Source organism: Pseudidiomarina aquimaris, from assembly GCF_003987395.1.
Classification (GTDB): Bacteria; Pseudomonadota; Gammaproteobacteria; order Enterobacterales; family Alteromonadaceae; genus Pseudidiomarina; species Pseudidiomarina aquimaris.
This window is the reverse complement of the sequence record NZ_PIPT01000004.1, coordinates 101,258-127,673: the sequence shown is the minus strand read 5'-3', so window position 1 is coordinate 127,673 and position 26,416 is coordinate 101,258. Positions and strand designations below refer to the sequence as shown.

Sequence of the window (26,416 nt, the reverse complement as noted above, 5' to 3'; positions counted from 1 at the left end):
TTGATCTTATTATTAATTACATAAGGTCAGTATAGACCTTTTCAAGCGCCAACGAGAAGTTTAGTTTAGCGATTGCTTAAATCGATTTTTCTTCGACCTTTCCATCGCGAATATGCTGTTCGCCACGTTGCTTGGCGAGCTGAATTTGCTTTTCGCGTTCAGCAAAGCGCTGTTTTTGCTCAGCTGTGGTTTTGTCATAGCAGTGTGGGCAGCTAACACCTTTTTGGTAGTGTTCAGATTGCTTCTCTGCTTCCTTAATCGGCATACGGCAGGCGTAGCATTGGTCGTACTCACCTTGCTCAAGACCATGACGCACCGTCACGCGCTGATCAAAGACAAAACAATCGCCTTGCCAGGTCGAATCATCTTCAGGCACTTCTTCAAGGTACTTTAAAATGCCGCCTTTCAAATGGTAGACGTCGTTAAAACCTAGTGATTTTAAGTAGGCAGTCGATTTTTCGCAGCGAATACCACCGGTACAAAACATCGCGACCTTTTTATGTTTTTCAGGGTCAAGATGATCTTTCACGTACTGCGGAAATTCACGGAAGGTTTCGGTGTGCGGATTAATCGCGCCTTCGAATGTACCCACGGCATATTCGTAGTCGTTACGGGTATCAATCAGCAGCACTTCAGGATCACGAATGAGATCGTTCCACTCTTGCGGGTCAACATAAGTACCGACCACATTTTTCGGGTCAACCCAGTCGATGCCCATGGTGACGATTTCTTTTTTCAGTTTTACTTTGGTGCGGTAAAACGCTTGGGTATCACTAGGCGATTCTTTGTGCTCGATGTCGGCAAAGGCTTCTTGCGAACGAATAAACGCAAGGACGTTATCGATACCTTCGCGGGTGCCACAAATGGTACCGTTGATACCTTCGCGGGCGAGTAGCAATGTGCCTTTCACTTCATTCTCGACCATGCAGTCGTAGAGTGGCTCGCGAAAGGCTTCAAAATCGTTAAATTCCACAAACTTGTAGAGTGCGGCGCAAATATACATCTGTTACTTCCTTCTTTTGGCGATTCGGATCGCAAATCCGAGGTCAAAAATTGCGCGCGCAGTCTAGCACAAAATTACTCGCTGAGCAGCTCTTCTACTCTTTTACGCAGACTGGTCATGCCGTACTGCTCACCCAGCGCCAGAGCTTCTTCGGTGCTTGCGCCTTGATACCACGCTGCGCGAAGGGCCATCATGGCGCCCACCCGGTTGCTACTAGCGCAGTGCATGAAGACAGTGTCGTCACTGGTGTTCTGCAAGGTTTCATGAAAAATCTGCACATTTTCTTTGGTCAAGCCGTCAGCGCCGGCAATCGGAATGTGGTAGTACGCCATTTGATTCGCGGTGGTCCACTCTGCTTCGTGAATATCGCGCATCTCAGCATGGCTGCGGAGGTTAATGACTGCGTCAACACCACTCGTTGCCAAAGCGGCAATTTCATGCTTTTTCGGTTGGCCGCCGGCAAGGTGCTGCGGGGCCGGTTGTGAGAAATTATAGATTTCGCTCGCGGTCGCCGAGACTGCCACTGGCGCGGACGCGCTGCTCTCTGGCGCTGGCGCCGTAGCACAACCGGTGACTGCAAAGGCTATAGAAATCGTGAAAATTGCGCTCGATAATTTCATTTGCTCATCCCTATTGAATGTCGTCTGTGCGACGTTAAATGTCGCGCCATCTTGCTAGCCTACCGCTACATGTTTGGGTAGGATGATCCACATGTATGGAGAGGATAGCAAATGAGTGAACAAAGCGCAGGATTAATCGTAGCCCACAGCCATAAGTTAGAGGAACTGACAAACTTGGTTGTGGAGATGACAAGGATTGCTCCTCTCGCCCCCCTCGAATCGGAATGTGTGCTGGTGCAGTCCAACGGTATCGCCCAGTGGCTCAAGCGACACTGGGCTGAAGCATTGGGTATTGCCGCCATGGTCGATGTAACCTTGCCCGCGCGGTTTCAGTGGCAGGCCTATCGTGCGGTCCTCGGTAACGACTTACCGCGGCACTCGCCCTTTGATAAGGACCGCCTTACCTGGCGTTTATTGCGCTTGTTGCCCGAGCATCTCGACGCCCCTGAATTCGCCGCATTGGCCAACTACATGCGCAACGATACCGAGCAGCGCAAGCTCTACCAATTAGCGGAGCGTTTGGCGGACCTTTATGACCAATATCAAATGTATCGTGCTGATTGGTTGGCAGACTGGGCGGAAGGCGGTGCCATTGCGGTCGATGAGGCCAATGCCTGGCAGCCTGTATTGTGGCGCTTGATTCGCGCGGACATTGGCGCGCATGGCTTGAGTGACCGTGCGCAGTTACATCAGCGTTTTGTCGCCAAAGCGCAAAGTTTAACGCCGGCGCAGCGTCCGTCAGGTCTACCACCACGCGTCGTGGTTTTTGGTATATCGAGTTTGCCGCAGCAAATGATAGAAGTGCTAAATGCGTTGGCACATTGCTGTCAGGTGGTGCTTTGTGTACACAATCCGAGTCAGCACTTTTGGATGGACAGTATCGAAGGCCGCGATGTATTGCGTGAAATCAAACGCAAACGCTTGCAGCGCAAGCCTGGACAGGCGGAGTTGGATATCAATAATCTGCATACTGAAACACATCCACTGTTAGCGTCGTGGGGTAAACAAGGCGGCGATTACATTCGTATGTTGGATGCTTTTGATGGCACCCAAGAGCAGCAGAAGCGTTTTCCCAAGCTCAACTTTGACCTATTTGAAGAGGCGCAGGCACCACAGTCACAGTTGGCCCAATTACAATCCGATATGCTGCATCTGCGCAGTATTGGCGAAACGCGGGAGCATTGGTCCGCCTTGCCCGAAGATGATTCATTGCGTTTTGTGAGCTGTCACAGTCCGCAACGCGAAGTTGAGGTTCTGCACGACCGCTTGCTCCAACTATTTGCTGAACATGATGAATTAAAGCCGAGCGACATCATCGTCATGGTGCCTGATGTAGATCTCTATGCGCCGCATATTCAAGCGGTGTTTGGTCGCTATGGCTATGACGATTCACGCCGCATTCCTTTCACTATCGCCGATCAGGGCATGCGGCAACGACACCCGATTTTATTAGCCTTAGAGTATGTACTGAAGCTCAATGTCGAACGCGCGACGGCGAGCGAGATGCTCGATATTTTGCAGGTCGCCGCGGTACAAAAGCGCTTTGGCCTGAACGGCAATGATGTCGAGCAGCTGCAGCAATGGCTGCATGAGGCCGGCGTACGTTGGGGCTTACATGGCAAGCATCGTGAACAGCTAGGTTTGCCTGCAGCGGAGGGACGACACAGTTGGTGGTTCGGCTTGCGGCGGATGTTGCTCGGTTATGCGGTGGGCCGCACCGACAGCTTAACTACCGCATGGTTAGATGATGAGCCGTATCCTGAGGTCGGCGGTTTGGCGGCCAATGCCGTAGGCGCGCTGCAGCAACTCGTGCGGGTGCTCGATGGCGCTTTCGAACTCACCTTGCAACAATTGCGTCCGGTAGAGTGGTGCGCACAGCTGACTGATTTGATGGAGTGTCTTTTTGCTGCCGAAACCGATCAGGATGCGTGGGTTTTGGCGCAATTACAGACGCAGTTAAACAACTGGCAGGACAGCGTCACTGCTGCTGAGTACGACCAGCCGGTGGCCTTAGCCGTCGTGTTAGAGAGCTGGCTGTCAAAAGTCGACGAACATCAATTGACCCAGCGCTTTTTAGCCGGCAGTGTAAATTTTGCTACGCTCATGCCAATGCGCGCTATTCCATTTAAGGGCGTCTTTTTGTTGGGCATGAATGACGGCGATTACCCTCGCCAACGCAAACCTTTTGATTTCGACCTCATGGCGCACGACCGTCGACCGGGCGACCGCTCGCGCCGTGAGGATGACCGCTACCTGTTCTTAGAAGCCTTGTTGTCAGCGCGGCAATGGTTTTATCTCAGTTGGTGCGGGCGCAGTAGTAAAGATAACGCCGAGCAGCCGCCTTCGGTGTTGGTGAGCCAACTGCGGGATCACCTGCAGCAGTTAGGTCATGCAGCTGAACTCGAGGAGCACTTTTTACAGCCCTTTAATCCAGCTTACTTTCAAGCCACTGCGGCTGAACACTATTTTACCTACGCAAAAGAATGGCAAGCCTTGCATAGCGTTGTGCCAAGCGCTGATGGGTCGACGCCACAAGTCTTACCCAAATGGCTGCCTGCGGGTGCGGTATCGCTAAGGCAGTTGAAGGGCTTCCTCGAAGAGCCCGCGCGTTGGTTTTTGCAGCAGCGCTTCCAGTGCTATTTGCCCGAGGCTCGCGTTGAAAACCAAGATGAAGAGCTTTTCACCCTCGATGGTCTGACCCGCTGGCAGCTACTGCATGGCCTAGAAGAACCCTTGCTTGAGGCCATACGAGAAGCGCAAAACGAAGAGGAGTGGTTGGAACAATTACAGCATATCTCGCTGCGCTTAGAAGGCGAGGGCCGCTTAGCCATCGGTGCTGCGGGCGCCACTCAGCAACAATTCGTTATTGAGAGTGGGCTAAGCCTGTGGGAACAAATACAAGACTTGGTGGCTGCGTACCCAGAAGAAGTCGAAGCTTATCCGCTGGGCTTTGGAGACGCTGACCAAGTACAGGTTGAGGATGTGCTCAGTGGCGTGCGGACCAATGGCGCGGGTGAACAAATTCACCTTAAGTTGTCGGCCTCGGAAATCGTCACTGACAAAGGTGTAATAAGGCTTGATAAGCTGCTCGAAAGTTGGCTGGCGCACCTGCTGCTAAACTCTGATGCGCCTTGCACCACTTATATCGTTAGCGCCGAACATCGTCTGTGCTTATCCAGTATGGAAACTGCGCACGCATGCCATGTCCTTAAGCAGCTACTCGACCGGGCCACTCAGGCATTATGCGAACCCTTGCCGATACATTTTGAGTTGGTGCTGGCAGGTTGGAGTAAGGCAATGAAAAAAGGCATCGCAGCTTTTATTGCGGCGGATGATCTGAGTTTTCACAATGACGATGCTCAGCGTTATTATGATGAGTCAAATGATATGGGCTTCCACACGGCTTTGCGCCTGCGAGCGCGGTATATGAGTCGCTTTTACCCAAGTTTTGCCGATCTACCAGCGGACGAACGCAGCCTTAGCATAGCGCGAGCGCTTTACCTGCCGCTGCTTGAGGCGCTGGCGCAGGAGGAGCAGAAATGAGCGCGACCTCACTGAATCCATTAACCTTTCCGCTGCGCAGTAGCCATTTGATAGAAGCCAGTGCAGGTACCGGGAAAACCTATACCATCGCAGCGCTTTATCTGCGCCTCGTACTTGGTCACGACCCCGCTGACGAGGGCCAAATGAAGGCCGGTGAGAGGATGAAAACGCCACCCGAGATTTTGGTTGTGACCTTTACCGATGCGGCCACCCAAGAGTTACGGGATCGGATTCGCGCGCGTCTAACTGAGGCTGCCAGTTTCTTTCGCGACGAATTCGAGAGTGATGATCCCATTTTAGCTGGCTTGCGCAAAGACTACCCGAGTGCGCAGTGGCCAACGCAAGCGCGCATTTTAGATCTGGCTGCGCAGCAAATGGATGAGGCGGCGGTCTCGACCATACATGGCTGGTGCAATCGCATGTTGAGTGAGCATGCCTTTGCCAGCGGTAGTCTGTTTAACCAGAACTTGAATACCGACAACAGCGCGCAATGGCAGCAAGCAGCGCAGGATTATTGGCGACACTTCGTTGCTAGCCTCAAAAGTGATGAGGTCGAAAAGTACGCTTATCTTGTCGAACTGTTCCGCTCGCCGGACAAATTATTAGAAAAAACGCGCGAACTCCAGCATGTGCAGCCGAGCGATACCGCTCAGGGCCTCTCGGCGCTCGATGACTACTTGGCCGCTGAAGCAGAGCTGCGCGCCACATGGCACGAAGCTGACGTTTGGCAAGCTGCACTGGATGATTTCCAAGAGCATTTTGCCGCACAGTTGAAGGGTAAGGTTAAGGCTGATGGGCGTAAGTTTACCCACTTGAAAAACTGGTTAGCGCAGGTGCAGGACTGGTGTGATGCGATCGCCGCAGCGGATACGGATGCACCACTGGCGCCGCCACTTACCGAGGCTGCCAGTCGCCGCTTAACGCCCGAAGGCCTAGCGGAGGCGTGTAGTTCCGAGCTTGATGATCGTCAGCTCGCATTGCCGCGACGTTTGGCTGGACTGGCCGCTGATGTGGCGGCTTTACCAAGTCCGAAAGTTGCGTTACTGCGTCACGCTGGCAACTGGTTGCAACAGCGCTTTAGCCAGTTGCAACAACAACGCGCCGAAATTGGCTTTAATGACATGTTGACCCGCTTGCGCGATGCTTTGCGCGCGGAGAACGGCGAGTTATTGGCGAGTCAATTGCGACAACAGTTTCCAATCGCCATGATCGATGAATTTCAAGATACCGACCCGATTCAATACGAGATTTTTGACCGAGTTTATCAGGTTGCGCAAACGCCTGAAGAAAATGGCTTGTTTCTTATCGGCGATCCTAAACAAGCGATTTATTCGTTTCGAAACGCAGATATTTTTACCTATTTGCAAGCGCGGCGTGCGACCGCGGGGCGGCACCATACCTTAGGGACCAACTTCCGTTCGACGCAGGCGATGGTCGATAGCGTCAATGCGCTATTTGCGCAAGCCGAAGCAAGCCCGCAGGGGGCTTTTCGTTTCAAAACCGCCGATGACGACAATGCGATGCCGTTCCAATCAGTGCAAGCAAACGGCTTGAAACGAGAGTTCGTGGTGGGCGGTACGACGCAGAAGGCGTTGGCTGTGGTGGATTACAGCGCAGAGAAAGGCAACAACGGTAGCCTTGATGAGCTGCTAGCCGAAGCGTTTGCCGAGACGATTGTCACACTGCTGAATGACCCCGAGACGGGTTTTCGTGATAATGCGAGTGGGGAGCTGACGCGCGTGGCACCGCGTGATATTGCCATCCTCGTTGCTAACGGTCCGCAGGCTCAGATCATGCGCACGGCCTTGCGGCGCCGACAGTTACGCAGTGTGTACTTGTCAGAGCGTGACTCCGTGTTTGCCGGCCGTGTGGCGCAAGAGCTCTATACCTTGCTGTATGCTTGTGCGGTGCCGCGTGATCCACGGCGCTTACGCAGTGTCCTAGGCTGTGAGCTGTTGGGCATGGAACTTACTGAAATCGATGCGATTAACACTGACGAATTGCGTTGGGACGACTTTGCTGGACAGTTTGTCGAATTTCACGACATTTGGCTGCAGCAAGGCGTACTGCCGATGATCCAACATGTATTGCATCACTTCTCGATACCGGCACGTTTGCTGACCTTGCCGCAAGGGGAACGTGAGTTAACTGACCTGCTGCATTTGGCGGAATTATTGCAGCAACATGCGCAGCAGGTAGAAGGCTGCCATGGCCTCTTGCGCTTTCTCGCTGAGCACATCAACAAAGCACAAGAAAACGGCAGTAGTGTTGATGCGGCAGAGCAGCAAGTTCGCCTCGAAAGTGATGCGGAGCTGATTCAAGTGGTCACCATTCATAAGTCGAAAGGTTTGCAGTATCCGTTAGTATTCTTACCTTTCGTTAGTAAGGGGCGCGATGAAAGCCGCATGAAATTCCCGCAGCGCTATCATGATGCTAATGGCAATTTAGCGCTGTGTTTTGATAAAGATGACGCGGCGAAAGCGCAGGTGCTTGAAGAGTCCTTTGCCGAAGAAATTCGTAAATTGTATGTCGCCGTCACCCGCGCTCAATTTGCGACCTATGTCGGTGTCGCGGGTTACAAAACCTTAGCCAAAACTGCCTGGCATTATTTGTTTAATGCACAAGAAGAAGCTGCGAGTACAGAGGGTTACTGTTTGGACGGTTACAGCGTCGCCTTCACTCCTGAACTGCCCGCTGAGCCAACGTGCTACCAAGGGCCGCCGCAGGAACAACAAGAACTCGAGGTACGCCACTTACCGGATGGCTTCGCGTTTACTTCGTGGTGGATGGCCAGCTACAGTGCATTGCGTTACGGTGAGTGGTTGGCGACGGATGATGCGGCAGCGGAAAACTTACAAGAAGCCTTGCATGATGTGCCGCCCGATGCGCCGGCCCAGCCCAAGTTAGGCACGATTCATAGTTTCAAACGCGGTGCTGAGGCGGGTACGTTCCTGCACAACCTACTTGAAGCGGCGGCTGACGAAGGTTTTGCCTACTTGGCAAATGATGCTGGCGCCTGCCAAGCGTGGCTGACTGAGCAAGTTCGTCATGTGACTGATGAAAGTGAGCAACAAACGCTACAGCAATGGCTACCAAGCTATTTGCAGTCAGCTTTTGAGTTAGATGATGGCACACCACCAGTCAAGCTTGCCGAGCTAAACCACTACCAAGCCGAGCCGGAGTTTTGGTTTCCAACTCATCAGGTTCAGGCCACCGCAATTGATCAACTTGTCTGTCAGTACGTGCTGCCCGAACGTTCGCGGCCGAAATTGCTAGAGCGGACGTTAAACGGCATGCTCAAAGGCTTTATCGATTTAGTGTTTGAGTGGCAGGGTAAATATTACGTGGCCGATTATAAATCGAATTACCTTGGTCCTGATGCCGGCGCCTACACCCATGCGGCGATGGAGCATAAAATTCTGGAAAGTCGTTACGATCTGCAGTTTGTGATTTACACGCTGGCGTTGCATAAGCTACTGAAAGCGCGTTTGGGTGACGCCTATGACTATGATGCTCATGTCGGCGGTAGTCTTTATTTATTTTTACGCGGCGCTAAAGCTGAGACCGCCGGAGCCTATTTTCATCGGCCCGCAAGAGCTTTGATTGAAGCGTTGGAACAGTGTTTTGCCGGCAAGGAGGTGGTATGACGCATCTGCATATTCTACGCACCTGGCACCAGCATGGCTGGCTACGCGCAGTGGACCTCAGCCTTGCTGAATACTTGCTAGATAAGTTGGGCGCTGACGCTGAAGCTATCGCCTTCTTAGCCGCACTCACCAGCCACCAACTTGGCCATGGACACCCGTGTTTGGATCTCGCCAGCTTGGCTAGCGAAGCTGATGCTTTGTTGCAATTGCCACCTGAAAACGCCTCATTTGAGAGTCGTCATCAATGTCTCACAGCTACGCAGGCGCTGGCGCAATTACCGAGCGATTGGTCGCAGGTGTTGCCCACTTCAATTGCCGTCAATCAGCCCAACTCGCCTTTGGTTTTGAGTGACGAGAAGCGTTTGTACTTGCGCCGTTACTATCATTATGAGCAAGCAATTAAACAGGATTTAAACCAGCGCTGTGCTACGCAACCGGAGCTCGAAGTGAGCCAGTTACGTAAAACCCTCGATGCACTGTTTGGTAATGCTGAGCAATTGAGTTGGCAACGCCTTGCTTGTGCCATGGCGGTGCGCAGCGGCTTCACTATTATCACCGGTGGACCTGGCACAGGGAAAACCTACACGGTAGTGCGCTTATTGGCGACCTTACAGCATCATCGTAGCGGCTCAAAACCGCTGCGTATAAGACTCGCAGCGCCAACGGGTAAGGCCGCAGCGCGCATGACCAGTTCGATTGAAGGTGAATTGGGTAATTTGCCCGAGCAGTTTCAGGTAACCTTGCAGCAGACCATGCCGAATCGGCAGGCTGTTACGTTACACCGCCTGCTTGGCAGTCAAAGCCATAGCCGTGAATTTAAGCATAACCGCCGTAACCCGTTATTGGCTGATGTGGTTATCGTTGACGAAGCTTCGATGGTCGATATTGAAATGATGGCCGCCTTGACTGGGGCGTTGGCTCCGCATACGCAGTTAATTCTGCTTGGTGACAAAGATCAGTTGGCTTCAGTCGAGGCGGGCGCTGTGTTAGGCCAGCTTTGTGAGCAAGCCGAGCAAGGACATTATGCACCTGAGCTCGCCGACTGGTTAGCCGACAGCCATGCACTCCCGCAGCTACCTGAGCAGTATTGTGACTCAAACGGCGCGGCACGCTGGCCTTATTTGCAACATACGGTAATGCTGCATGAAAGTCGGCGCTTTAACGCCGAGCAGGGTATCGGCAAATTGGCGCACGAGGTGAACACCCAGCAAACCGAGTGGCTTGTAGATTGGTTGAGCGATGCCAAGCGTATCGCCGCAGAAAATCCTGATTTTGCGAATATCCACACGCTAGAACTGACCCATGCGAGCCAGAAGCCGCTACGCGTGCTGGTGCAAGAGGGCTACCAACCGTTGCTGGAGGTGCTGCAACGTGGGCCTGAAGGCGCTGTTGAGCAATGGGGCGAACAGCTCTTGGCGCAGCTCGAACGCTTCCAACTACTGGCTGCGGTGCGCAGCGGTGATTGGGGCGTGGAACACCTCAACAAACTTATCACGCAGTGGCTCTTTGGCGAGCAAGTGAGCGCAGACAAATGGTTTGTGGGGCGTCCGGTGATGGTTACGCAGAATGACTACAGCGTCGATTTGCGAAATGGCGATATTGGCTTAGCAGTGCGTATTGGCCCAGCTGAACCCATTCGTGTGCTGTTCCGCGGTGCGAACGGTGAGTTGCGGTGGTTGCTGCCGTCGCGGCTGGCGCATATTGAAACTGCCTTCGCAATGACTATTCACAAGTCGCAAGGCTCAGAGTTCAATCATACCGTGGTAGTGATGCCTGACCATGATTCGCCTATTCTCACGAAAGAGCTACTCTATACAGGTATCACCCGTGCCAGTGAGCATTGCACCCTAGTATTTAAGCAGCGCGAACTGGTGTTGCGAGCAACCGAGCGGCGTATTCGCCGTAGTGGAGGATTAACATGAGCGACATCGAAATCTCGCAGCGCGTGAGCATTCCCGAGCATGAGATCGAGTGGCAGTTTATTCGCTCAAGCGGTGCCGGCGGGCAAAATGTGAATAAAGTGGCGACTGCGGCACAGCTGATCTTTGATATTCAGGCGTCATCGCTGCCGGACTTTTATAAGCAGCGTTTGTTGGCGAAGAGCGATCATCGGATTACTCCAAGCGGCAAAATAATCATCAAATCACAGACCACCCGAAGCCAAGCACAAAATCGTGAGCTAGCGTTGGCGCAGTTTATTGAGCTGGTAGCGAGCGTCAACCGCGTGCAGAAGAAGCGTATTCCCACCAAACCCAGCAAAGCCAGTCAAAAGCGTCGCATTGAAAAAAAGAAAAAGCGCGGCGACGTCAAATCTCTGCGACAAAAGCCATTGGTCTAAAGCGACTTGCGGCGCGCTGTTTGGTCAACCATACTGGTCTGACAACAAATAATTAAACCAACAATAACAACCTAAAACAGGTATTTACTATGGCAGAACAATACTTTAAACGCAGTGCAGCCGCACTGTTGGTTGGGGCAGGTGTCCTAACTTTGAGTGCCTGCGGCGATGGCTATGACCCAGATCCAGTCGATGAGGTAGTGGTCACCAACCCTGCGCCAACCGGTCTTATCACCTTCGCTCCCGACGGTGAGCTGAGTGCTGATGTTACGTGGACGGACTACGGCGTGCCTTACGTTAAGGCTGAGAACCTCGAGAGTCTCGGTTTTGGTGTCGGCTATGCGTTTGCCCGCGACAATATTTGTATTTTGGCCGACCAAATCATTAAATTTAATTCGCAGCGCGCCATGTACTTTGGCCCTGACCAAGTGCCGGGAAGCGGTGATTCCGGCAATATTCTCAATGACTTTGGTTACTTGGCCCTGGGGATCCGCGACAATGCCGAGCAAGGGTTTGAACAAATTAGCGAACGCGCTCAAGCACTCATTACAGGCTACGCTGCCGGCTATAACAAATACCTAGCTGACACGGGCGTGGATAATATTGCACCTGAGTGTGCCGGTCAGCCGTGGGTACAACCCATTACCCCGATCGACATGATGACTTATGCCCAAGGTGTTGCACTCTTGCCTGGTGCAGCTAACTTCACTGGGCCGCTGTTCTTAGCCGTACCGCCGAGTCAGAGCGCGGGAGCGACCAACAAAGAGACTGGCGAGGCATTGGACCTAGCACCATTGGCCGAGCTTTACGCGGAAGTTCCTGATACCAACCCTACTGAGTCAGGCTCGAACGGCTGGGCGATTGGCTCAGACCTAAGTGCCTCTGGGCAGGGGATGCTTATCGCTAACCCGCATTTTCCACACACGGGTAATCAGCGTTTTTGGCAGTTCGGTATTGAAATTCCGGGCGAAATGAAAGTTGTTGGCGGTTCATTATCGGGTATGCCTGGTATCGTGAATATTGGCTTTAACGAAAATGTCGCTTGGACCCATACCTTCTCGACCGCCTCGCGTTTTACCATTCATCGTTTGACGCTTGATAGTAATGACGCGACCGGCACCACCTACATGCTCGATGGCGAGCCGGTGGCAATGACGAAACAGCAACACTCGATCGAAGTTGCGACAGGGCCAGGTACGTTTATGACCTTGCAACGCTCGAGCTACCACAGCGAGTTTGGTCCTATCATTGTGATCCCGAATGGTTTGCCGTGGGGTACCGATCCGGTCACTGGGCAACAAGTCGCGTATGCCCTGCACGATGCTAACTTACCCAACTATGAACTATTCGATCATTGGCTGGGCATGAACTTGGCTGACAGCATCGAAAGCTATAAACAGACCTTTGTCGATTACACAGGTACTGTTTTCAACAATGCGATGGCGGTTGATAAAGACGGTAACGCGTTCTTTACTGATGGCTCTTCGGTGCCCAATATTGTCCCTGAAGCTTTAGCTGCATGGTCACAGAATCAGCTGTACCAAGGCTTGTCACAACAAGCAGGACTATTTATTTTCCCCGGCGATGAAAGTCTTTACTTACCGCAAGGAACCGTTCCATTTGCGCAAGCACCGCAGCTTGAACGCTCAGACTTTGTGCAGAACTCTAACGACAGCTATTGGTTAACCAACCCTGCTGCGCCTATCACTGGTGTTTCACCCTTGTGGGGGCCGGTCGGCAATCAGCAGTCATTCCGCTCGCGTATGGGTCAGAAAATGTTAGCTCAAGGTGGTTCAGTGGACGGTAAGTTCACTCGTGAAGACTTAGTTGATCGTCTGATTGGTAATCGCGCGTGGCTGGTTGAGGAAGTCTTAGCTGACCTTGTTACTCATTGTGAGGCTCAAGGCTCTACGCCGGTCATGACAGCGAGTGGAGCAAGTGTCGATATCTCTGCGAGTTGTGCTGCATTGGCGCAGTTCGACGGCCGCATGAACCTGAATAGTATTGGTGCCATGTTGTTCCGTGAGTTTGCTACTGAATTCCGTCGTAACCCGCAGTGGCAGGTCGCTTATGATCCATCGCAACCGGTGACCACACCGAACACCTTGTTAGCCAATGACGTTGTGTTAAGCCAGCTAGCCACTGCGCAAGAACGTATTCAAAATGCTGGCTTAGCAGTTGATGCAACCTTAGGTGAAGTGCAGTTTGTTGAGCGTAGCTTGCCAAATGGCCAGCCATCAGGACAGAAGCTCCCATGGGGCGGTGCCAACAATATTGAAGGTGGCTTCAACGTGTTCAATAGCAACATGGGTAACGATGGTACCGTGCTACCACGCCATACGTATCCACTCTTGCCGGGCTCGGTGTTGAGTGAAGCTGCGGGTGGTTACCATATTACCTATGGTTCAAGCTGGATGTTCGCTATGGAATTCACGCCAGAAGGACCGGTTGCGAACGGTTTATTGAGCTATTCACAAGCATCCGATAGCAGTTCTGATCATTACCTTGATCAGACCCTGCTGTACTCTTCAGAACCACAGTTGCGTCCATTACACTTTAGTAATGATGATGTCGCTGCAGTGGCTGAGGAGCAGGTAACGTTAACTGGGGAGAGTGTGCGTTAAGCTCACTCTTCACTGGAGACGAGGGTATAACTTCCTTCAAGGCGCTGAAGCAAGTCTTCAGCGCCACACACCTGATATTTACCCTCGGTATCTGCGTCAGCGGTTTGCCATAGGGTAATCGTTGCGGGTAGCGGCACCGGGCGCTTAAACGTAACATCAATACGCTGCACAGCTTTGCCATGCTTCTTCTCAATTTCCGCTTGTGCGCGTCCTGCCATGTACATGCCGTGAATGATCGGCTTCTCAAAACCAAACCACCGCGACAGTAGCGGGTGCAGATGAATAGGGTTGAAGTCACCCGAGAGGCGAGCGTAGTTGCGGCCACTCGTTGCATCCAATTGCCACTCGTTTACGGCGTGCCAGTCATCACTTGGACGCTGCCCTTGCTTTTGCTCACGTGGCTTGGCCGGCTTATTGCTTGCCTTTGGCATCACCTGATATTCGCTTTTACAGGTAACGATAGGCTTATCGTCTTGTAAGAAAATGACGGTAAAGAGCGGACGCAATCGACGTGGTGAAACTTTTGGGCCGCGCGCCGGCAATTTAATGTGCGCTTGGATATGAAATGCTTTATTCAGCTCGATATCGGCATGCTGCTCAAGCTCGTTGCTAACATGAACTAAGCCGGGAGCCGGCCATGGGAATTCGTCACCGAGCATCTGTGCGAGATGAACGCGCTGCGCTAAGCAGTACATCAGAGTAAGCGGAACCTCACTGACAAAGCCCGGGAATGCTTCTTTATAACGCGCAACCTGTGACGCAGTGAGCGCCGGCGCAGTAAAGGTGTCCTGCAAGGTCGTCGCCGCCGCCTCCGCCTGATCATTGCGGGCTACGGTGAAAAGCGAGCGGAAAAACATGCCCGGTAATTTTGGTAGCTGTGCTGCTTGTTCCATAGGTGACGATACTTCCTGCATGAGAATTCCTTTAATCAACTGCTGCAACTATAACATAATTTTGACTTTTGCCGGTATAGCTAAGTAGCATCAGACTTACAACTAGTATACATGGAATCGCACGATGGAAGGACATACCACTGCAAATGCAAGCCTCACAATTCGTTGCATCTATATGTTGTTGGCCTTGTATGAGAAAGATCGCACCACCGCAGAGTTGCTCGAGTATCTTGCGGAAAAAGAATTGGCCAGCGTTTCAAAACGTACCATTCAACGTAATTTAGAAGATCTCGAGGGCCATTTTGGACTCTCGCGGAAACCCAAGACAGCCGCGAGTGAGCCGGATATTTGGCAACTCCAGCAGCAAGAATTCGAACGACTGTTGGAGCTTGAGGACCCCGTAGCGTTAGCGTTGGTCATCGCTCAGCAACAACTTGCCGAACTTGGGCCGATGAGCGTATTCAAGCCGGTTGAAGGGCTCTTTCAACGGGCGCGTGAACAGCTTGCTGTGCGCAAGAGCTTAGCATCACTTTGGTACCAACGGGTTAAAGTCACCGGCGCCTCTCATCGGTTGACCGGGCCTGAACTTGATAGCGAGAAAAGTCAGCGTTTACTTGAAGTGGCCTTGAAGCAAGTGGCTGTGCGTCTGTGTTATCACCCGCACCAAGGCGATCCGGGGCAAACCTTGCGGGCCACCGCTCTGGCGGTTTTTTATCGGGGCGCAGTGGCGTATTTGGTGATCCGTGATCATGCCAATGACCGCGTGCGACAACTGCCGTTTTCACGCATCAGTGAGGTGCGCGAAATTGTCACTGATGATCCACGGGTCGGCGACTTCGAGCTAGACAGTTACGCTGCAAGTGGAGCCCTAGCTTATAAATTTGGCGAACCATTCCGCCTCGAGGCCATTATTTTCAATTCCATCAGACGTGAAATAGAAGACGCACCCTTAGGCGATAATCAAGAGTTGCTGCCTCTCGAAGGCCAACCGAACTGTCGCCTCCTACGTGTCACAGTGCCTTACACCCTGAATTTAGTGCAATGGTTGCTGGCGCGTGCGGCTTACCTGAAAATTTTGGCGCCGAGTGAGTTCCGCGATAAATTTCAAGAAGAACTGCGGCGTGCACTTGCTAATTTTGAGAGCGAACAACTACAGGTGCCAACCCAGCGCAATTTTGCCGCGGTGAAAAAATAAACTTGACGAATAAAGCTCGCTAAACCATATTTTAGCAATTACTAAAATAAAGGAGGCAGCATGGCTAAGGTTATTGTAGTGGGCGCTGGTTTAGGCGGTGTATCTGTTGCTTTTGAATTGCGTGAAGTTTTATCGAAACAGCACGAAATAATGGTGGTTGGCGAGGGCGACGAGTTTAACTTTGTTCCATCGAATCCCTGGGTTGCGCTTGGCTCCCGAACGCGCGAACAAGTAGTGATGCCGATTGCCTCTATATTTGAGAAACACGCAATTGAGTTTAATGGCTCTGGGGTTGCGCATGTCGATGCGGAGCAGCGCAAGCTCAAGTTGGGTGATGCCTCAGAGCAAAGCTATGACTTCTTAGTGCTCTGTACAGGGCCTAAACTGGCCTTTGAAAACATTCCTGGTGCGGGTCCTGAAACCGGCTTTACCGAGTCGATTTGTACGGTTGATCACGCGGTGCATGCACACTCCGCTTTTAATCAATTGTTGGAAAACCCTGGTCCGGTGTTAGTCGGCGCTTTACCAGGTGCGAGCTGCTTTGGTCCAGCCTATGAGTATGTTCTGTCGCTTGAATACGAACTTCGCAAGCGCAAAATCCGCGACAAAGTCCCGATTACTTTTGTCACACCTGAGCCTTACCTTGGCCATATGGGCTTGGGTGGCGTCGGCGACTCCAAAAGCCTCATGGAACACAAGTTTCGTGAACATGGTATCAAATGGGTATGCAACGCCAAGGTAACGGAGTTCACCCAAGAGCAAGCTCATTTCACCGTGTACAACGACGATGGCGTTGAGAAGGCACAAGAGCAAGCACCCTTTAAATTAGCGATGTTTTTACCAGCATTTAAAGGCTCACCCGCGGTGGCGGAGGTTGCGGATCTTTGCAATCCCAAGGGCTTTGTTAAAACCAATACCTTTCAACGGGCACAAGCCTATCCGGAAATTTATGCGGCTGGTGTCTGTGTTGCTATTGCGCCAATTGAAGAAACCCCAGTGCCAGTGGGCGCCCCCAAAACCGGCTTGATGATAGAGTCGATGACCTCGGCCATTGTGAAGAATATTCATGCGAGCCTTGAAGGCAGTGAAGCTTGGGTTGAGCCGACGCTGAGCGCTCTTTGCTTGGCTGATATGGGTAATACCGGTGCAGCGTTTTTGGCTGTGCCGCAAAATCCACCGCGCAACCGCAATTGGACAGGTTCAGGACGTTGGGTTCATTGGGCGAAGGTGGCGTTTGAAAAGTACTTTATGTATAAAGTCCGCCGCGGTACTAGCGAACCCGTCTATGAGAAGGTTGGCTTAAGAATGATGGGCCTCAAGCGCTTGAAATAATTCAAGCGCTCGAGCCCGTACTTGCTTAGATACCAAAATCATCGAACTTGATTTGGTTTCGAGGTACACCTAGTTCTGCCAACATATCCATGGTCGCCTTCAGCATCGCAGGCGGCCCACAAACATACACATCTAGGTTCGATAAATCTTGGCTACGTAGCCACTCTGCAGCGACCGCATGCACAAATCCGGTGCGACCGTTCCAGTCCTCTGAAACTGACTCAGATAGAACTGGTACATAATCAACCTGCTCATCAGCAGCGAACTCGTCTACATAGCAGAGTTCTGAACCGTTTCGTGCACCGTAAAAGAATTTACATGGACGCGGTGACTCAGCTTGCTTTTCAGCTTGCAGCAAGGCGCGCAACGGCGCAATACCCGCACCGCCGCCAATGAATACTTGCTGTCGTTCTTGTGCCTCGGTTAGAACGAAATCGCCAAATGGGCCAATGGCTTCAACCTGATCGCCCGCTTTTAAGCGACACAGGAAGCCTGAACCAATACCTGCCGGTACGCCGCTTCGTGGCGCTGGCATATGGCGCACGGTAAAGGTCAGCAAGCCGTCATCAGTTGGCGCTGTGGCGAATGAATAATGGCGCTCAAGTACAGCATTTTCGTGCGGTATCTTAAATTGCAAGAACTGCCCGGCGCGATACGTGAGTGGCTGGGAGCTGGAAAAGGTCAGCTCAGCGATACTCGGTGTTAAATCGCGTTTACGCTGCAGATTCAAGGTATGGCTAGCGACATCTCCGTTCGCTAGTTCAACCTTATCGCTTGCCTGTACTTTGTGTTGGCAAGCTAAGCGTAGGCCTGAAGCGAGTTCAGCCTCACTGAGCATCACGCGTTCTGCAGCCGTTGGTGCCGGTTGTTGTGCATTGTCGAAGGTCACTTTGCATAATCCGCAAGTACCACCACCACCACAACTACTGGCGATGGGTTTTTCGTCACGCTGCAACTGCTCAAGCCAAGTAGGCTTACGCCGTGGGTTGAAGTCACCTTGAGCGACGTTGCGCACTAGCAAAATAAGACCCGACAAAGAGAACCAAAGCGCAAACAGCCCTGCACTCCAAATCAACAAATGATTAAAGCTACGTTCGCCACTGTAGTCCATAAAGTGCAACTTAAAGGCCCAGTCTGCGATCACCCATTGGGTGTTGCGATGATCGACCACCTGACCTGAAGCAGCATCAACATAAACTCGGGTATTAAGATCATCGGCAAAATCAATGCGATAACCTGGCCCCTGCCATTTAATAACTTCGTCTGAGCGCTCAATGGCCTCTACGTCAACAATTACACCTGGCCCTTCATAGCTTGCCGCAGCAACTGCTTGCGCCAATTGCGCATCGGTTTGCCACGCAGCGCCAGTATGACCGTCCACATAGCTCCACTCGGTACCCTCTTTGACTTGATACTGTGGATACCCCAGCACGTTACTCAGTACAATACTGTCGGCGGCAGGGAAGCGACGACGTACCTCGTCCAGTGACCATTGTGGCGCTTGTTCACTGAGCATCTCAGGATGGACGTGACGCATATACTGATGACCCGACATCGCATGATGCCCCATCAAGCTGAATGCCGCGGCACTGACAATCCATAATAGAACCTGAATGATAAGAATCAGGCTGACCCAACGGTGCAGCCATTGCATAAACCGCATCATGCCGCACCTCCAGATGATTTGCGCTTGAAGCTGATGGTGTACACGAGCAGAACGGCGCCGGTGATCATCAGAATAAAGGTGCCGATAATAAACGCTTGCAACCACCATGACTCAATATCCACGCGATCTTCATAATCCATGATATGAATCATCCAAAAGATATCGAATCCGCGCCAAAAGGTATGACGTTTGACCAGCATTTCGCCAGTATTTTCAGAAAGGTAAAGGCTGGTGCTGCCAAAATCGTCAAAGTTAACCTGCCAGATGGGCAAAAGCGCAGGGTTTAATTCAGTCGGCGGATTCTCTGTCATATACACGACTGACTCGACCTTAGGGTCGTCTAAGGCGTAATAACGTATGGCAAGCGCTTCAATATCCTCAGCCGAAAGTGCAATCGGCATTAACGTGCTCGCGTTGAGCAATTGCTCGCCGTTGTGCCCGCTAAGTTTGTAAACCGCTTGCTGTTGGCCTTGATACCAAAGTGTTTTAAAGGTGATATTCTGGGTATGTGGATAGGCTGCCAAGACATCGTCGATAGGTCGAACATCAACCTCTTGCGCGACGGGCTGCGTGATCTCTTGTACCAGGTGATCACCGTGAATGTAGTCGAGGTCAAAAAAGACCATGTAAGCGCCACTGATGGCCCATAAGACCATCTGTACGCCAAATATCAAAGACAGCCAACGGTGCCAAACGCGCCACCGGCTTGAACGCGTAACCTGCGTCATGAGTACCTCGGAAACTTACGAAGAAGGAGTTGCCACCCACTTTATAGTAAGTGGCAACCCAAGTGCTACAGGGATTAGAAGCTATACCGAACTTTCAGGTACAACTGACGGCCGAGCAAGTCGTAAGTCATTGTATCTGTGTTGGCATCGGTCCAGCTTTGGATGTACGGCGGTTGCTTGTCGAACAAGTTGTTGGCACCGGCAGTGATGCTAAGCTTCTCGTTCACGAAGTACGTACCTTGTGCATTGTGATAGAACACACTTGGCGCGTGGTCGCCGATATCGCCTGGTGAAGCGTTGATGTCATCTGCACCGCCGATGTACTGAACACCGTAATGGAAACGCCATGCGTCCTTCACGAAGGTTGCGGTAGCGTTTGAACGCAAGTGCGTGTAACTACCGCGGCCACCAGTAATGTAGCCTGCGTATTCGATTTCAGGTGCCCCCGCGAATGGTGCAAAGGTGTACTCATCGAGATAACTCGTATTCCATGAGAAGTCACTTGCCCAACCCGCAATATCCGTTTTGTAGAAGACCGCAAGGTCAAGGCCTGACACTTTCTCTGTGGCTGCGTTAGTTGGCTGAGCAGACAAGAAGTTGATGTCGCCAGTCAAACTGTCGCGAGTGAAGTGCTCAGGGCTACAGAACGGATGTGACAGGTTTTCTGAGTTGTAACATGCAGCTAGCTTCGTTGAACCAGGAATCGTTTGAATCGCATCTTCGATATCGATGTTGTAGTAGTCCAAGGTTACTTGTAGGTTTTCAACGAACTGTACATCCCATACGAATCCAGCAGTGAAGGTTTCAGCATCTTCTGGCTTCAGGTTCGGGTTACCACCTACTGTGGTCAGTACAGTCGCGCCGAACTGTTCATAACCAGCAGGAACGCCATCAGCTTGACAGTTCGCGGCAACTGTTGGATCGGCACCTGCTTGATCCCAACCGTCACATGGATCGGTGGTGGTCAGGTTACCTTCAGCTACACCACCAAACAATTCAGGGATGTTTGGAATACGGAAGGCTGTTGATTGCGTTGCGCGCACTTTGAATGCGTCATTAATGCGCCATTGCAAGCCAACCTTGTAGTTGCCGTCGCTACCGAATGAATCGTAGTCGCTGTAACGGTATGCCAACTCAAGACTCAAGTCCTGTGCAAAAGCTTTATCGCGAAGTAAAGGTAGCGCGGTCTCTGCGTAAACCTCGTTTACGGTGTAGCTACCTTCAATTGGCTCTGCCTGGTTGGTATTCATGATACCGGCAGCAATAGAAGAGTCGGGATGGCGCCAGCCTTTTTCTTTACGGTGTTCAACACCGACGGCAAACGGTACCCATCCCGCAGGGAGGTCAAATAAGTCACCAGAGATATTCGCAGTTAATGAACGCTGCTCATTACCGCCGTTATCAGTGGTGCGGAACATGATGTGGTCGAGTGCTTCATCGCTGATGCCACCATAACCGAGTAAGTCGATACATGGTGCACCGTTTGAGCCACAGTTTTCGGCATCAAGACCTTGCGCTAAACGCTCCATATTGACGATGTTGGTCATACCATCAATCGCAGTGTTGCGGCCATAGTTATAGGCAACATCCCATTGCCAACCGTTATCGAGGTAACCGTTTAAGCCGACGACGGTGCGGAAGGTGTTGACGTCTTGGAAGAAGATACGTGGGCCGCCTTCAAGCAGACGACGACCGTCTAGGCGAATCGCCTCACCTACTGGGTTCGTTGGATGGTCAGCAGCAAACTCGATGCCACGGAGTGTGCCAGGGGTGGCCAGCTGATCGGACTTACGGTTGTTGTAAAGCACCTCAGCAAAAACAGTTGTGCTCGGCGTCAACTGATAATCAGCAAACGTTGAGAAGTTCCAGTTCGTGATTGGGTTGACCGCATTCAAGTAAGGGAAGAATGCAAAATTGTGTTTGGCCGAGCTGTACGGTTCATAGAAATCACCGTCGCCATTCGGATCTTGGTTAAAGTTGATGCGGTCGCCAGCATTTGGACCGGTCAAAATCGTCGCACGACCACCGATGGTGCTTGAGCTACCGAAGCAATCGAGTTGACCCGGAGTTAATTCGCCTAACGCACAACCTGCGGCATCAGCCATATTGATTTCGTCTGATGAGCGGTAGCCGACGGTTGCCATCACACGACCTTTGTCGCTGCTGGCACCGATAATCATATTCACGTTACGGTCTTGGCCATCACCTTCGTCGGTGCTACCGACGCGAGCTTCGATGCTGAAGCCTTCATAGCCCTTCTTGGTGATGATGTTAACTACGCCAGCAACAGCGTCAGCACCATAGATGGCCGATGCGCCATCTTTCAATACTTCTATGCGCTGAATCACTTCGACTGGAATCATGTTCAAATCGACAGAGCTGTTCGCACCGGTACCGCCATTAACAATGCGACGACCATTCAAAAGCACCAAAGTACGGTTAATACCTAAGCCGCGTAAGTTAACTTGTGCGGTCCCGTACCCATTACCCGTCCAGTAGGCGTTGCTCTGGTTACCGGCAAAGCCGGCTGAAGCTGACATTTTTTGAAGAATAAGTTCTACCGAGGTGACACCAGAAACTTCGATATCTTCGGCAGTGAAAACTTGTACCGGCGCTGCGCTTTCGGCTTCAACACGTTGTAAGCGCGAGCCAGTAACGGTAATACGCTCGTCGGCGCTAGCATTCGTCTCGCTTGATGCTTCTTGTGCGGCTACCTGCGCACTTGGCACCAACGCGAGGGATATGGCGACCGCGAGTGGAGAGATCAGATGTTTTTTCATGTTGTCACCCTGAATAATTATATTTTTTATGAACTTATGTCGTTCTTGCATTAACACAAGAGTGAATACTTGTGTATACAACTCAACGATAGCTGAATTTGGAGCTCTGTAAAGTTGTCGCGCACGTAAAGTTGTATAAGGAATAGCCTTTTTCGCAGCGTTTGAGAGTCTTGTATAGTCAACTTTAGAAGGGGCTAAATTTCGCTATAGCACACACCGCTTACCATGCTAATGAGCAAGGTAGCATGATGATAAAAAGTTGTGCAATGATTTATTGAAATAATTTATTCAGAATAAAAATGCAGGTTAATTGCAGGGAATTCGCAATTAAGCTGACCTAAATACCAGCTTTTTTTGCAATCGGTAGCTAGCCATAAAGATAATGATTTCGGCTGCGGGTTTGCCGATAAAGGGTGAAATCCCCAGCCAGAGCAATGACTTGGTCAATACGTAGTTGGTAGCCACTAACAGCGCTGCAAGGAGCGTATATTGTGATGCGTCACGCCAGAGCGAACCGCCACGACCGAAGACCCACTGGCGGTTGAGGCTAAAATTAAAGATACCTGAACATAGGCGTGCTAAAGCGATAGCTAGAAGGATCTCTCCGGTAAAGCCGTAAATAAGCGCAAAGAGGCCATAATCAATCGCCGCCGAGGCAATTCCCACCCCAGAAAATTTCAAGAATTTCTTATAAATGAGAGCCGAGTCTTTTAATGGTTTGAAGTTACTCGTTTTATTCCCATGCTCATAAACTGTCTGAATGCGAACACTTTCAAACTCGAGTTCCTCTCGTTTCGCAATCATGAGCATATCTAATTCAAACTCAAAACGGTTACTTGATACTTCAATGAGGTCTTTTAGTAGCGAGCGCGGTATCCCTCGCAAGCCGGTTTGGGTGTCTGGAATGTTAATACGTAAACCAAATCGAAAGGTAATGCGGGCAAAATTATTGCCCAGCCATGAACGAAAAGGGATTCCTTTTTCAGAGAAATTACGGCTACCTAACCAAAGTGCATTGGGTTGCTGAGAAAAAGCGCGCATAACTGCGAAAATATCTTCGGGAAGGTGTTGACCGTCGGCGTCAGCGGTGACGACACCAATGGTATCTGGGCAATTCTCTAAAACCCAGCGAAAGGCCGTTTTAAGTGCTCCACCTTTCCCCTGATTCATTTCGTGACGAAGGACCTTTATATTTGGTCCTACTGGCAACTGCGCAAACAACGAACTGTTTTCACTACCGTCATCGATAATCAAGATGAATTGATCGTTTTCCGCTTCTTGCAGCAATGATCTGACTAACGTGAGCAAGCGCTCATCGGGATTATAGGCAGGAATAACAATGATCGGTTGTGTTGTGGGCAAAGTAGCCTCTCGTTAATTTTTATTATTATGCGGTTAGTATGCCTATGAAAAGCATAATTACAAAGGCAAAGCTGAGTAAAACAATGTAAGCCAAGCCTGATAACGCAAACTTAAACAAAGTCATGGGCCAACTTTGCGCATAAAACAGCTTTTGCGTAAACAGCATGTAACTCACCATCCACACCAATAAAATATTCTCTGCGTAATCAATTGTATCTTCAATGACCGCATAACCGGTCGCGTCTGCGGCCCAAGCTGAACCTTTAGATAACACGGTTAGTATCATCAGTGACAGCAACAAGAAGGCGTGGGTATGGAGTGCCGCACTCAGATGCTCAAGGTAATAGCGACCTGAAAAGATATAAATCAGTTTTAAAAACAATGCCCAAAACGGGAGCATAATAAGCATCATCTGCGGAGCTAATGAAACTAAGCGTTTAATCAGAATTTTGGGGTCTTCGGCTAACTCGCGAATGCGTTCAGCGATCTGTTGTTCTTCTTCCTCTGTCGCAAAAGGTAGTGAGACCTGTAAATTGTCAAAGGCGTTTTCGTAGTTCGTGCCTTCTGGTATGGGCGGGACTTCTTGTCCCTGAGCCTCGAGCTCTTGCCGTGTTTCCGCAATGGTCTTTTCGACTTCGGCCTGTTGCTCAGGAGTTAAGTCGGATTGAACTGCTGCGACATTGTCGAAATCAATCAACGTCGTCAGCACTAAAAATGAAATAAGCGAGATGAAAAAATAGAGTCGTAAAGGCGGCACGTAAGAGGCATGTCGACCTTTCACGAACTCCTGCGTTAAAAACGCAGGGCGGACAAATAAATTTATTAAGGTGCGATAAAACCGAGAGTCCCAATGGCTAATCTCGCCCATCAAATCACCCACTACGGCGAAAACACTGCGAATGTAGTGACGATCTTGTTGGCCGCAGGTATGACAAAATTCACCTAAAAGCTCGCTGTCGCAGTTTTTGCAACGCTGCGATGGGTCATCCTTGTAGGGAGTCGATTGATTCGGCTCGTGCTCAAGAGCTGCTTGGCTTAATTCGGTCATAGTGGTGGATTTATTATAATTTTAGTAACCACAGTGTAGCCTAAGTTATTCGTTGAGCACAAAAAAAGCCGACCTCAAGGTCGACTTTTGTTTTTACGAATCACGAAAAACGATTAACGATTATCGCCGTTGTCTTTTTTCTTGCCGTTATCTTTCTTTTTCTTACTTTCTTCTTGCAAAGCTTTACGTTGCGCTTCGCGCTCAGCCTTCATGGCTTCGTGCTCAGCTTTCATCTTCTCGCGCAACTCAGCCTTACGTTCTTCGGCTGACTTTTTCGCATCTTCAGCTTTTTCTTGCTGTTCTGACGCATTTTGCGCCAGTGCAGTTGTGGTTTGCACGGTGAAAAGACCAATACCAACCACCAGTAACATCAGTAAGCGGTTCATAGAATGTACCTCCGTTTATGGTGTAGACAGTCTAACGCAATTCGCGGTTGCTTGCCTAAAAATGAAGCATGTAACCTAAAAGTTTGCGATAGTTTTACAAAATTTAAATGCTGCGACGTAACATGTCGCAGGAGGGGTATAACCTTGAACTAAACCGAAACTGAATCAGAAAGGGAGTTCAGTCATGCAAACGGTACTGCGTTATTTATTGATGTTACGGCATATACCCAAACAGCCGCAAAAGATTGACGTAAATACCTTGCGTGAGCGCCTCGCTGAACAGGGCGTTGACGTAAGTGTTCGCACGATTCAACGCAACCTTGTAGAGTTATCAGAAGTGTTTCCGCTCACCACCGACGAGCGCAATAAACCCTTCGGTTGGAGTTTGCTGGCCGATGCGCCTTTGTTGTCATTGGTTGCCGATGGTGGGGTAACCCGTCGGCATAACGGAAACGGTGCGTCACATGCGAGTCGCTTAACCGGTGAGCGAGTGCAGATTGAGTTGAACTGCGATAAAGCATTGCAACCGCAACTTGAGGCGTGCCCTCTCAACAATTCCCAAAAGCTTGAAATGCTCGGCGACAAGTTTAGCCTCAAGGCCGAAGCAGAGTTATCTACTGAGTTACTGGTATGGATTCTGAGCTATGGTGCGCAGATTGAGGTGGTTGCGCCGACAAGCCTCAGAACTGAAGTCGCGGAACATGCTGAAGCCATGTACCGTTATTACTTTGACCAGTGACAGCCTTCGTGCTGCAGCAGCCAAGCTTTTTTATCAAGACCACCTGCGTAGCCTGTTAGCGTGCCGTTGGCGCCGATAATTCGGTGACAAGGTATGACAATTGCAATTGGGTTTTTACTGTTCGCCATTCCTACCGCACGAACTCCTTTTGGGTTTTCAATGGCTTGTGCGATTTTCGCATAGCTACTTGTTGTGCCATACGGCACTTTTGTTAGCGCCTGCCAGACGCGTTGCTGAAAAGCGGTACCTTCCGGGCTGAGGGGTAAATCGAAAGTTTGCAAGCGGCCAGCAAAATAGTCTTCGAGTTGAGCGATAGCCGCAGACAATACTTCGCATTTGGATCCTTCCTTAGAACTCTCGTCGCAAAACTCCACTGCAGTTACACATGCGCCGTCACTGCGGACAGATATTGGGCCAAGAGGCGAAGAAAGCTGAGCTTGATACATTGCGGTTCTCATCATGATTACGTAACTTAGAAACATTACATTGATTTAGGATACCCCAAGTTAGGG

General features: G+C 50.9%; 18 protein-coding genes. 8 read left to right on the top strand and 10 right to left on the bottom strand.

The features are described 5' to 3' along the window. Positions 1-76: 76 nt before the first annotated feature. Both trhO and CWE21_RS06445 read right to left on the bottom strand, forming a co-directional pair. Entirely contained in the window at positions 77-1,003 is a 927-nt protein-coding gene (gene trhO, locus CWE21_RS06450) for an oxygen-dependent tRNA uridine(34) hydroxylase TrhO (RefSeq protein ID WP_126833632.1), read from the bottom strand. 74 nt (positions 1,004-1,077) lie between these two features. Beyond that, positions 1,078-1,623, bottom strand: a complete 546-nt coding sequence (locus CWE21_RS06445) for a protein tyrosine phosphatase family protein (RefSeq protein WP_126833631.1) — start codon at positions 1,621-1,623, stop codon at positions 1,078-1,080. A gap of 111 nt (positions 1,624-1,734) precedes the next feature. Between CWE21_RS06445 and recC the strand changes: the two genes are divergently transcribed. The 5 genes from recC (at position 1,735) to CWE21_RS06420 (ending at position 13,775) form a co-directional block, all read left to right on the top strand. After that, positions 1,735-5,166 (top strand): exodeoxyribonuclease V subunit gamma, encoded by a 3,432-nt coding sequence (recC, locus tag CWE21_RS06440; RefSeq protein WP_126833630.1) that lies wholly within the window; start codon positions 1,735-1,737, stop codon positions 5,164-5,166. Continuing rightward, entirely contained in the window at positions 5,163-8,813 is a 3,651-nt protein-coding gene (gene recB / locus CWE21_RS06435) for an exodeoxyribonuclease V subunit beta (RefSeq protein ID WP_126833629.1), read from the top strand. The genes recC and recB overlap by 4 nt, the downstream gene beginning before the upstream one ends. Beyond that, positions 8,810-10,735 (top strand): exodeoxyribonuclease V subunit alpha, encoded by a 1,926-nt coding sequence (gene recD, locus CWE21_RS06430; RefSeq protein ID WP_126833628.1) that lies wholly within the window; start codon positions 8,810-8,812, stop codon positions 10,733-10,735. Before recB ends, recD begins: the two co-directional genes overlap by 4 nt. Beyond that, entirely contained in the window at positions 10,732-11,151 is a 420-nt protein-coding gene (gene arfB, locus CWE21_RS06425) for an alternative ribosome rescue aminoacyl-tRNA hydrolase ArfB (RefSeq protein WP_126833627.1), read from the top strand. Before recD ends, arfB begins: the two co-directional genes overlap by 4 nt. Positions 11,152-11,240: 89 nt before the next feature. Continuing rightward, positions 11,241-13,775, top strand: a complete 2,535-nt coding sequence (locus tag CWE21_RS06420) for a penicillin acylase family protein (protein ID WP_126833626.1) — start codon at positions 11,241-11,243, stop codon at positions 13,773-13,775. 2 nt (positions 13,776-13,777) lie between these two features. On the opposite strand, the gene CWE21_RS06415 is transcribed toward CWE21_RS06420, so the two are convergent. Next, positions 13,778-14,689 (bottom strand): MaoC family dehydratase, encoded by a 912-nt coding sequence (locus tag CWE21_RS06415; protein ID WP_126833625.1) that lies wholly within the window; start codon positions 14,687-14,689, stop codon positions 13,778-13,780. 103 nt (positions 14,690-14,792) lie between these two features. Between CWE21_RS06415 and CWE21_RS06410 the strand changes: the two genes are divergently transcribed. After that, complete coding sequence (locus tag CWE21_RS06410) at positions 14,793-15,863, top strand: helix-turn-helix transcriptional regulator (RefSeq protein WP_126833624.1); 1,071 nt, start codon at positions 14,793-14,795, stop codon at positions 15,861-15,863. A 60-nt stretch (positions 15,864-15,923) separates the two neighbouring features. Continuing rightward, positions 15,924-17,195, top strand: coding sequence for an NAD(P)/FAD-dependent oxidoreductase (locus CWE21_RS06405; protein WP_126833623.1), 1,272 nt, complete (start codon positions 15,924-15,926; stop codon positions 17,193-17,195). A gap of 25 nt (positions 17,196-17,220) precedes the next feature. Here CWE21_RS06405 and CWE21_RS06400 read toward each other — a convergent pair whose 3' ends face one another. The 6 genes from CWE21_RS06400 to CWE21_RS06375 form a co-directional block, all read right to left on the bottom strand. Beyond that, entirely contained in the window at positions 17,221-18,861 is a 1,641-nt protein-coding gene (locus CWE21_RS06400; RefSeq protein WP_126833622.1) for a PepSY domain-containing protein, read from the bottom strand. Beyond that, positions 18,858-19,589 carry a hypothetical protein gene (locus CWE21_RS06395; protein ID WP_126833621.1) on the bottom strand — a complete coding sequence of 244 codons (732 nt, stop codon included), beginning with the start codon at positions 19,587-19,589 and terminating at the stop codon, positions 18,858-18,860. Before CWE21_RS06395 ends, CWE21_RS06400 begins: the two co-directional genes overlap by 4 nt. A 74-nt stretch (positions 19,590-19,663) precedes the next feature. After that, entirely contained in the window at positions 19,664-22,369 is a 2,706-nt protein-coding gene (locus CWE21_RS06390) for a TonB-dependent receptor plug domain-containing protein (protein ID WP_126833620.1), read from the bottom strand. A gap of 327 nt (positions 22,370-22,696) precedes the next feature. Next, complete coding sequence (locus CWE21_RS06385; protein ID WP_126833619.1) at positions 22,697-23,731, bottom strand: bifunctional glycosyltransferase family 2/GtrA family protein; 1,035 nt, start codon at positions 23,729-23,731, stop codon at positions 22,697-22,699. Positions 23,732-23,756: 25 nt separating this feature from the next. Beyond that, entirely contained in the window at positions 23,757-24,779 is a 1,023-nt protein-coding gene (locus CWE21_RS06380) for a DUF3667 domain-containing protein (RefSeq protein ID WP_126833618.1), read from the bottom strand. Between the two features lie 113 nt (positions 24,780-24,892). Beyond that, complete coding sequence (locus tag CWE21_RS06375; RefSeq protein WP_126833617.1) at positions 24,893-25,165, bottom strand: hypothetical protein; 273 nt, start codon at positions 25,163-25,165, stop codon at positions 24,893-24,895. Positions 25,166-25,349: 184 nt separating this feature from the next. Between CWE21_RS06375 and CWE21_RS06370 the strand changes: the two genes are divergently transcribed. Then, entirely contained in the window at positions 25,350-25,904 is a 555-nt protein-coding gene (locus CWE21_RS06370) for a WYL domain-containing transcriptional regulator (RefSeq protein ID WP_126833616.1), read from the top strand. On the opposite strand, the gene CWE21_RS06365 is transcribed toward CWE21_RS06370, so the two are convergent. Continuing rightward, positions 25,889-26,365, bottom strand: coding sequence for a methylated-DNA--[protein]-cysteine S-methyltransferase (locus CWE21_RS06365; RefSeq protein WP_241970233.1), 477 nt, complete (start codon positions 26,363-26,365; stop codon positions 25,889-25,891). The two genes, CWE21_RS06370 and CWE21_RS06365, sit on opposite strands and share 16 nt — an antisense overlap. Positions 26,366-26,416 lie beyond the last annotated feature (51 nt).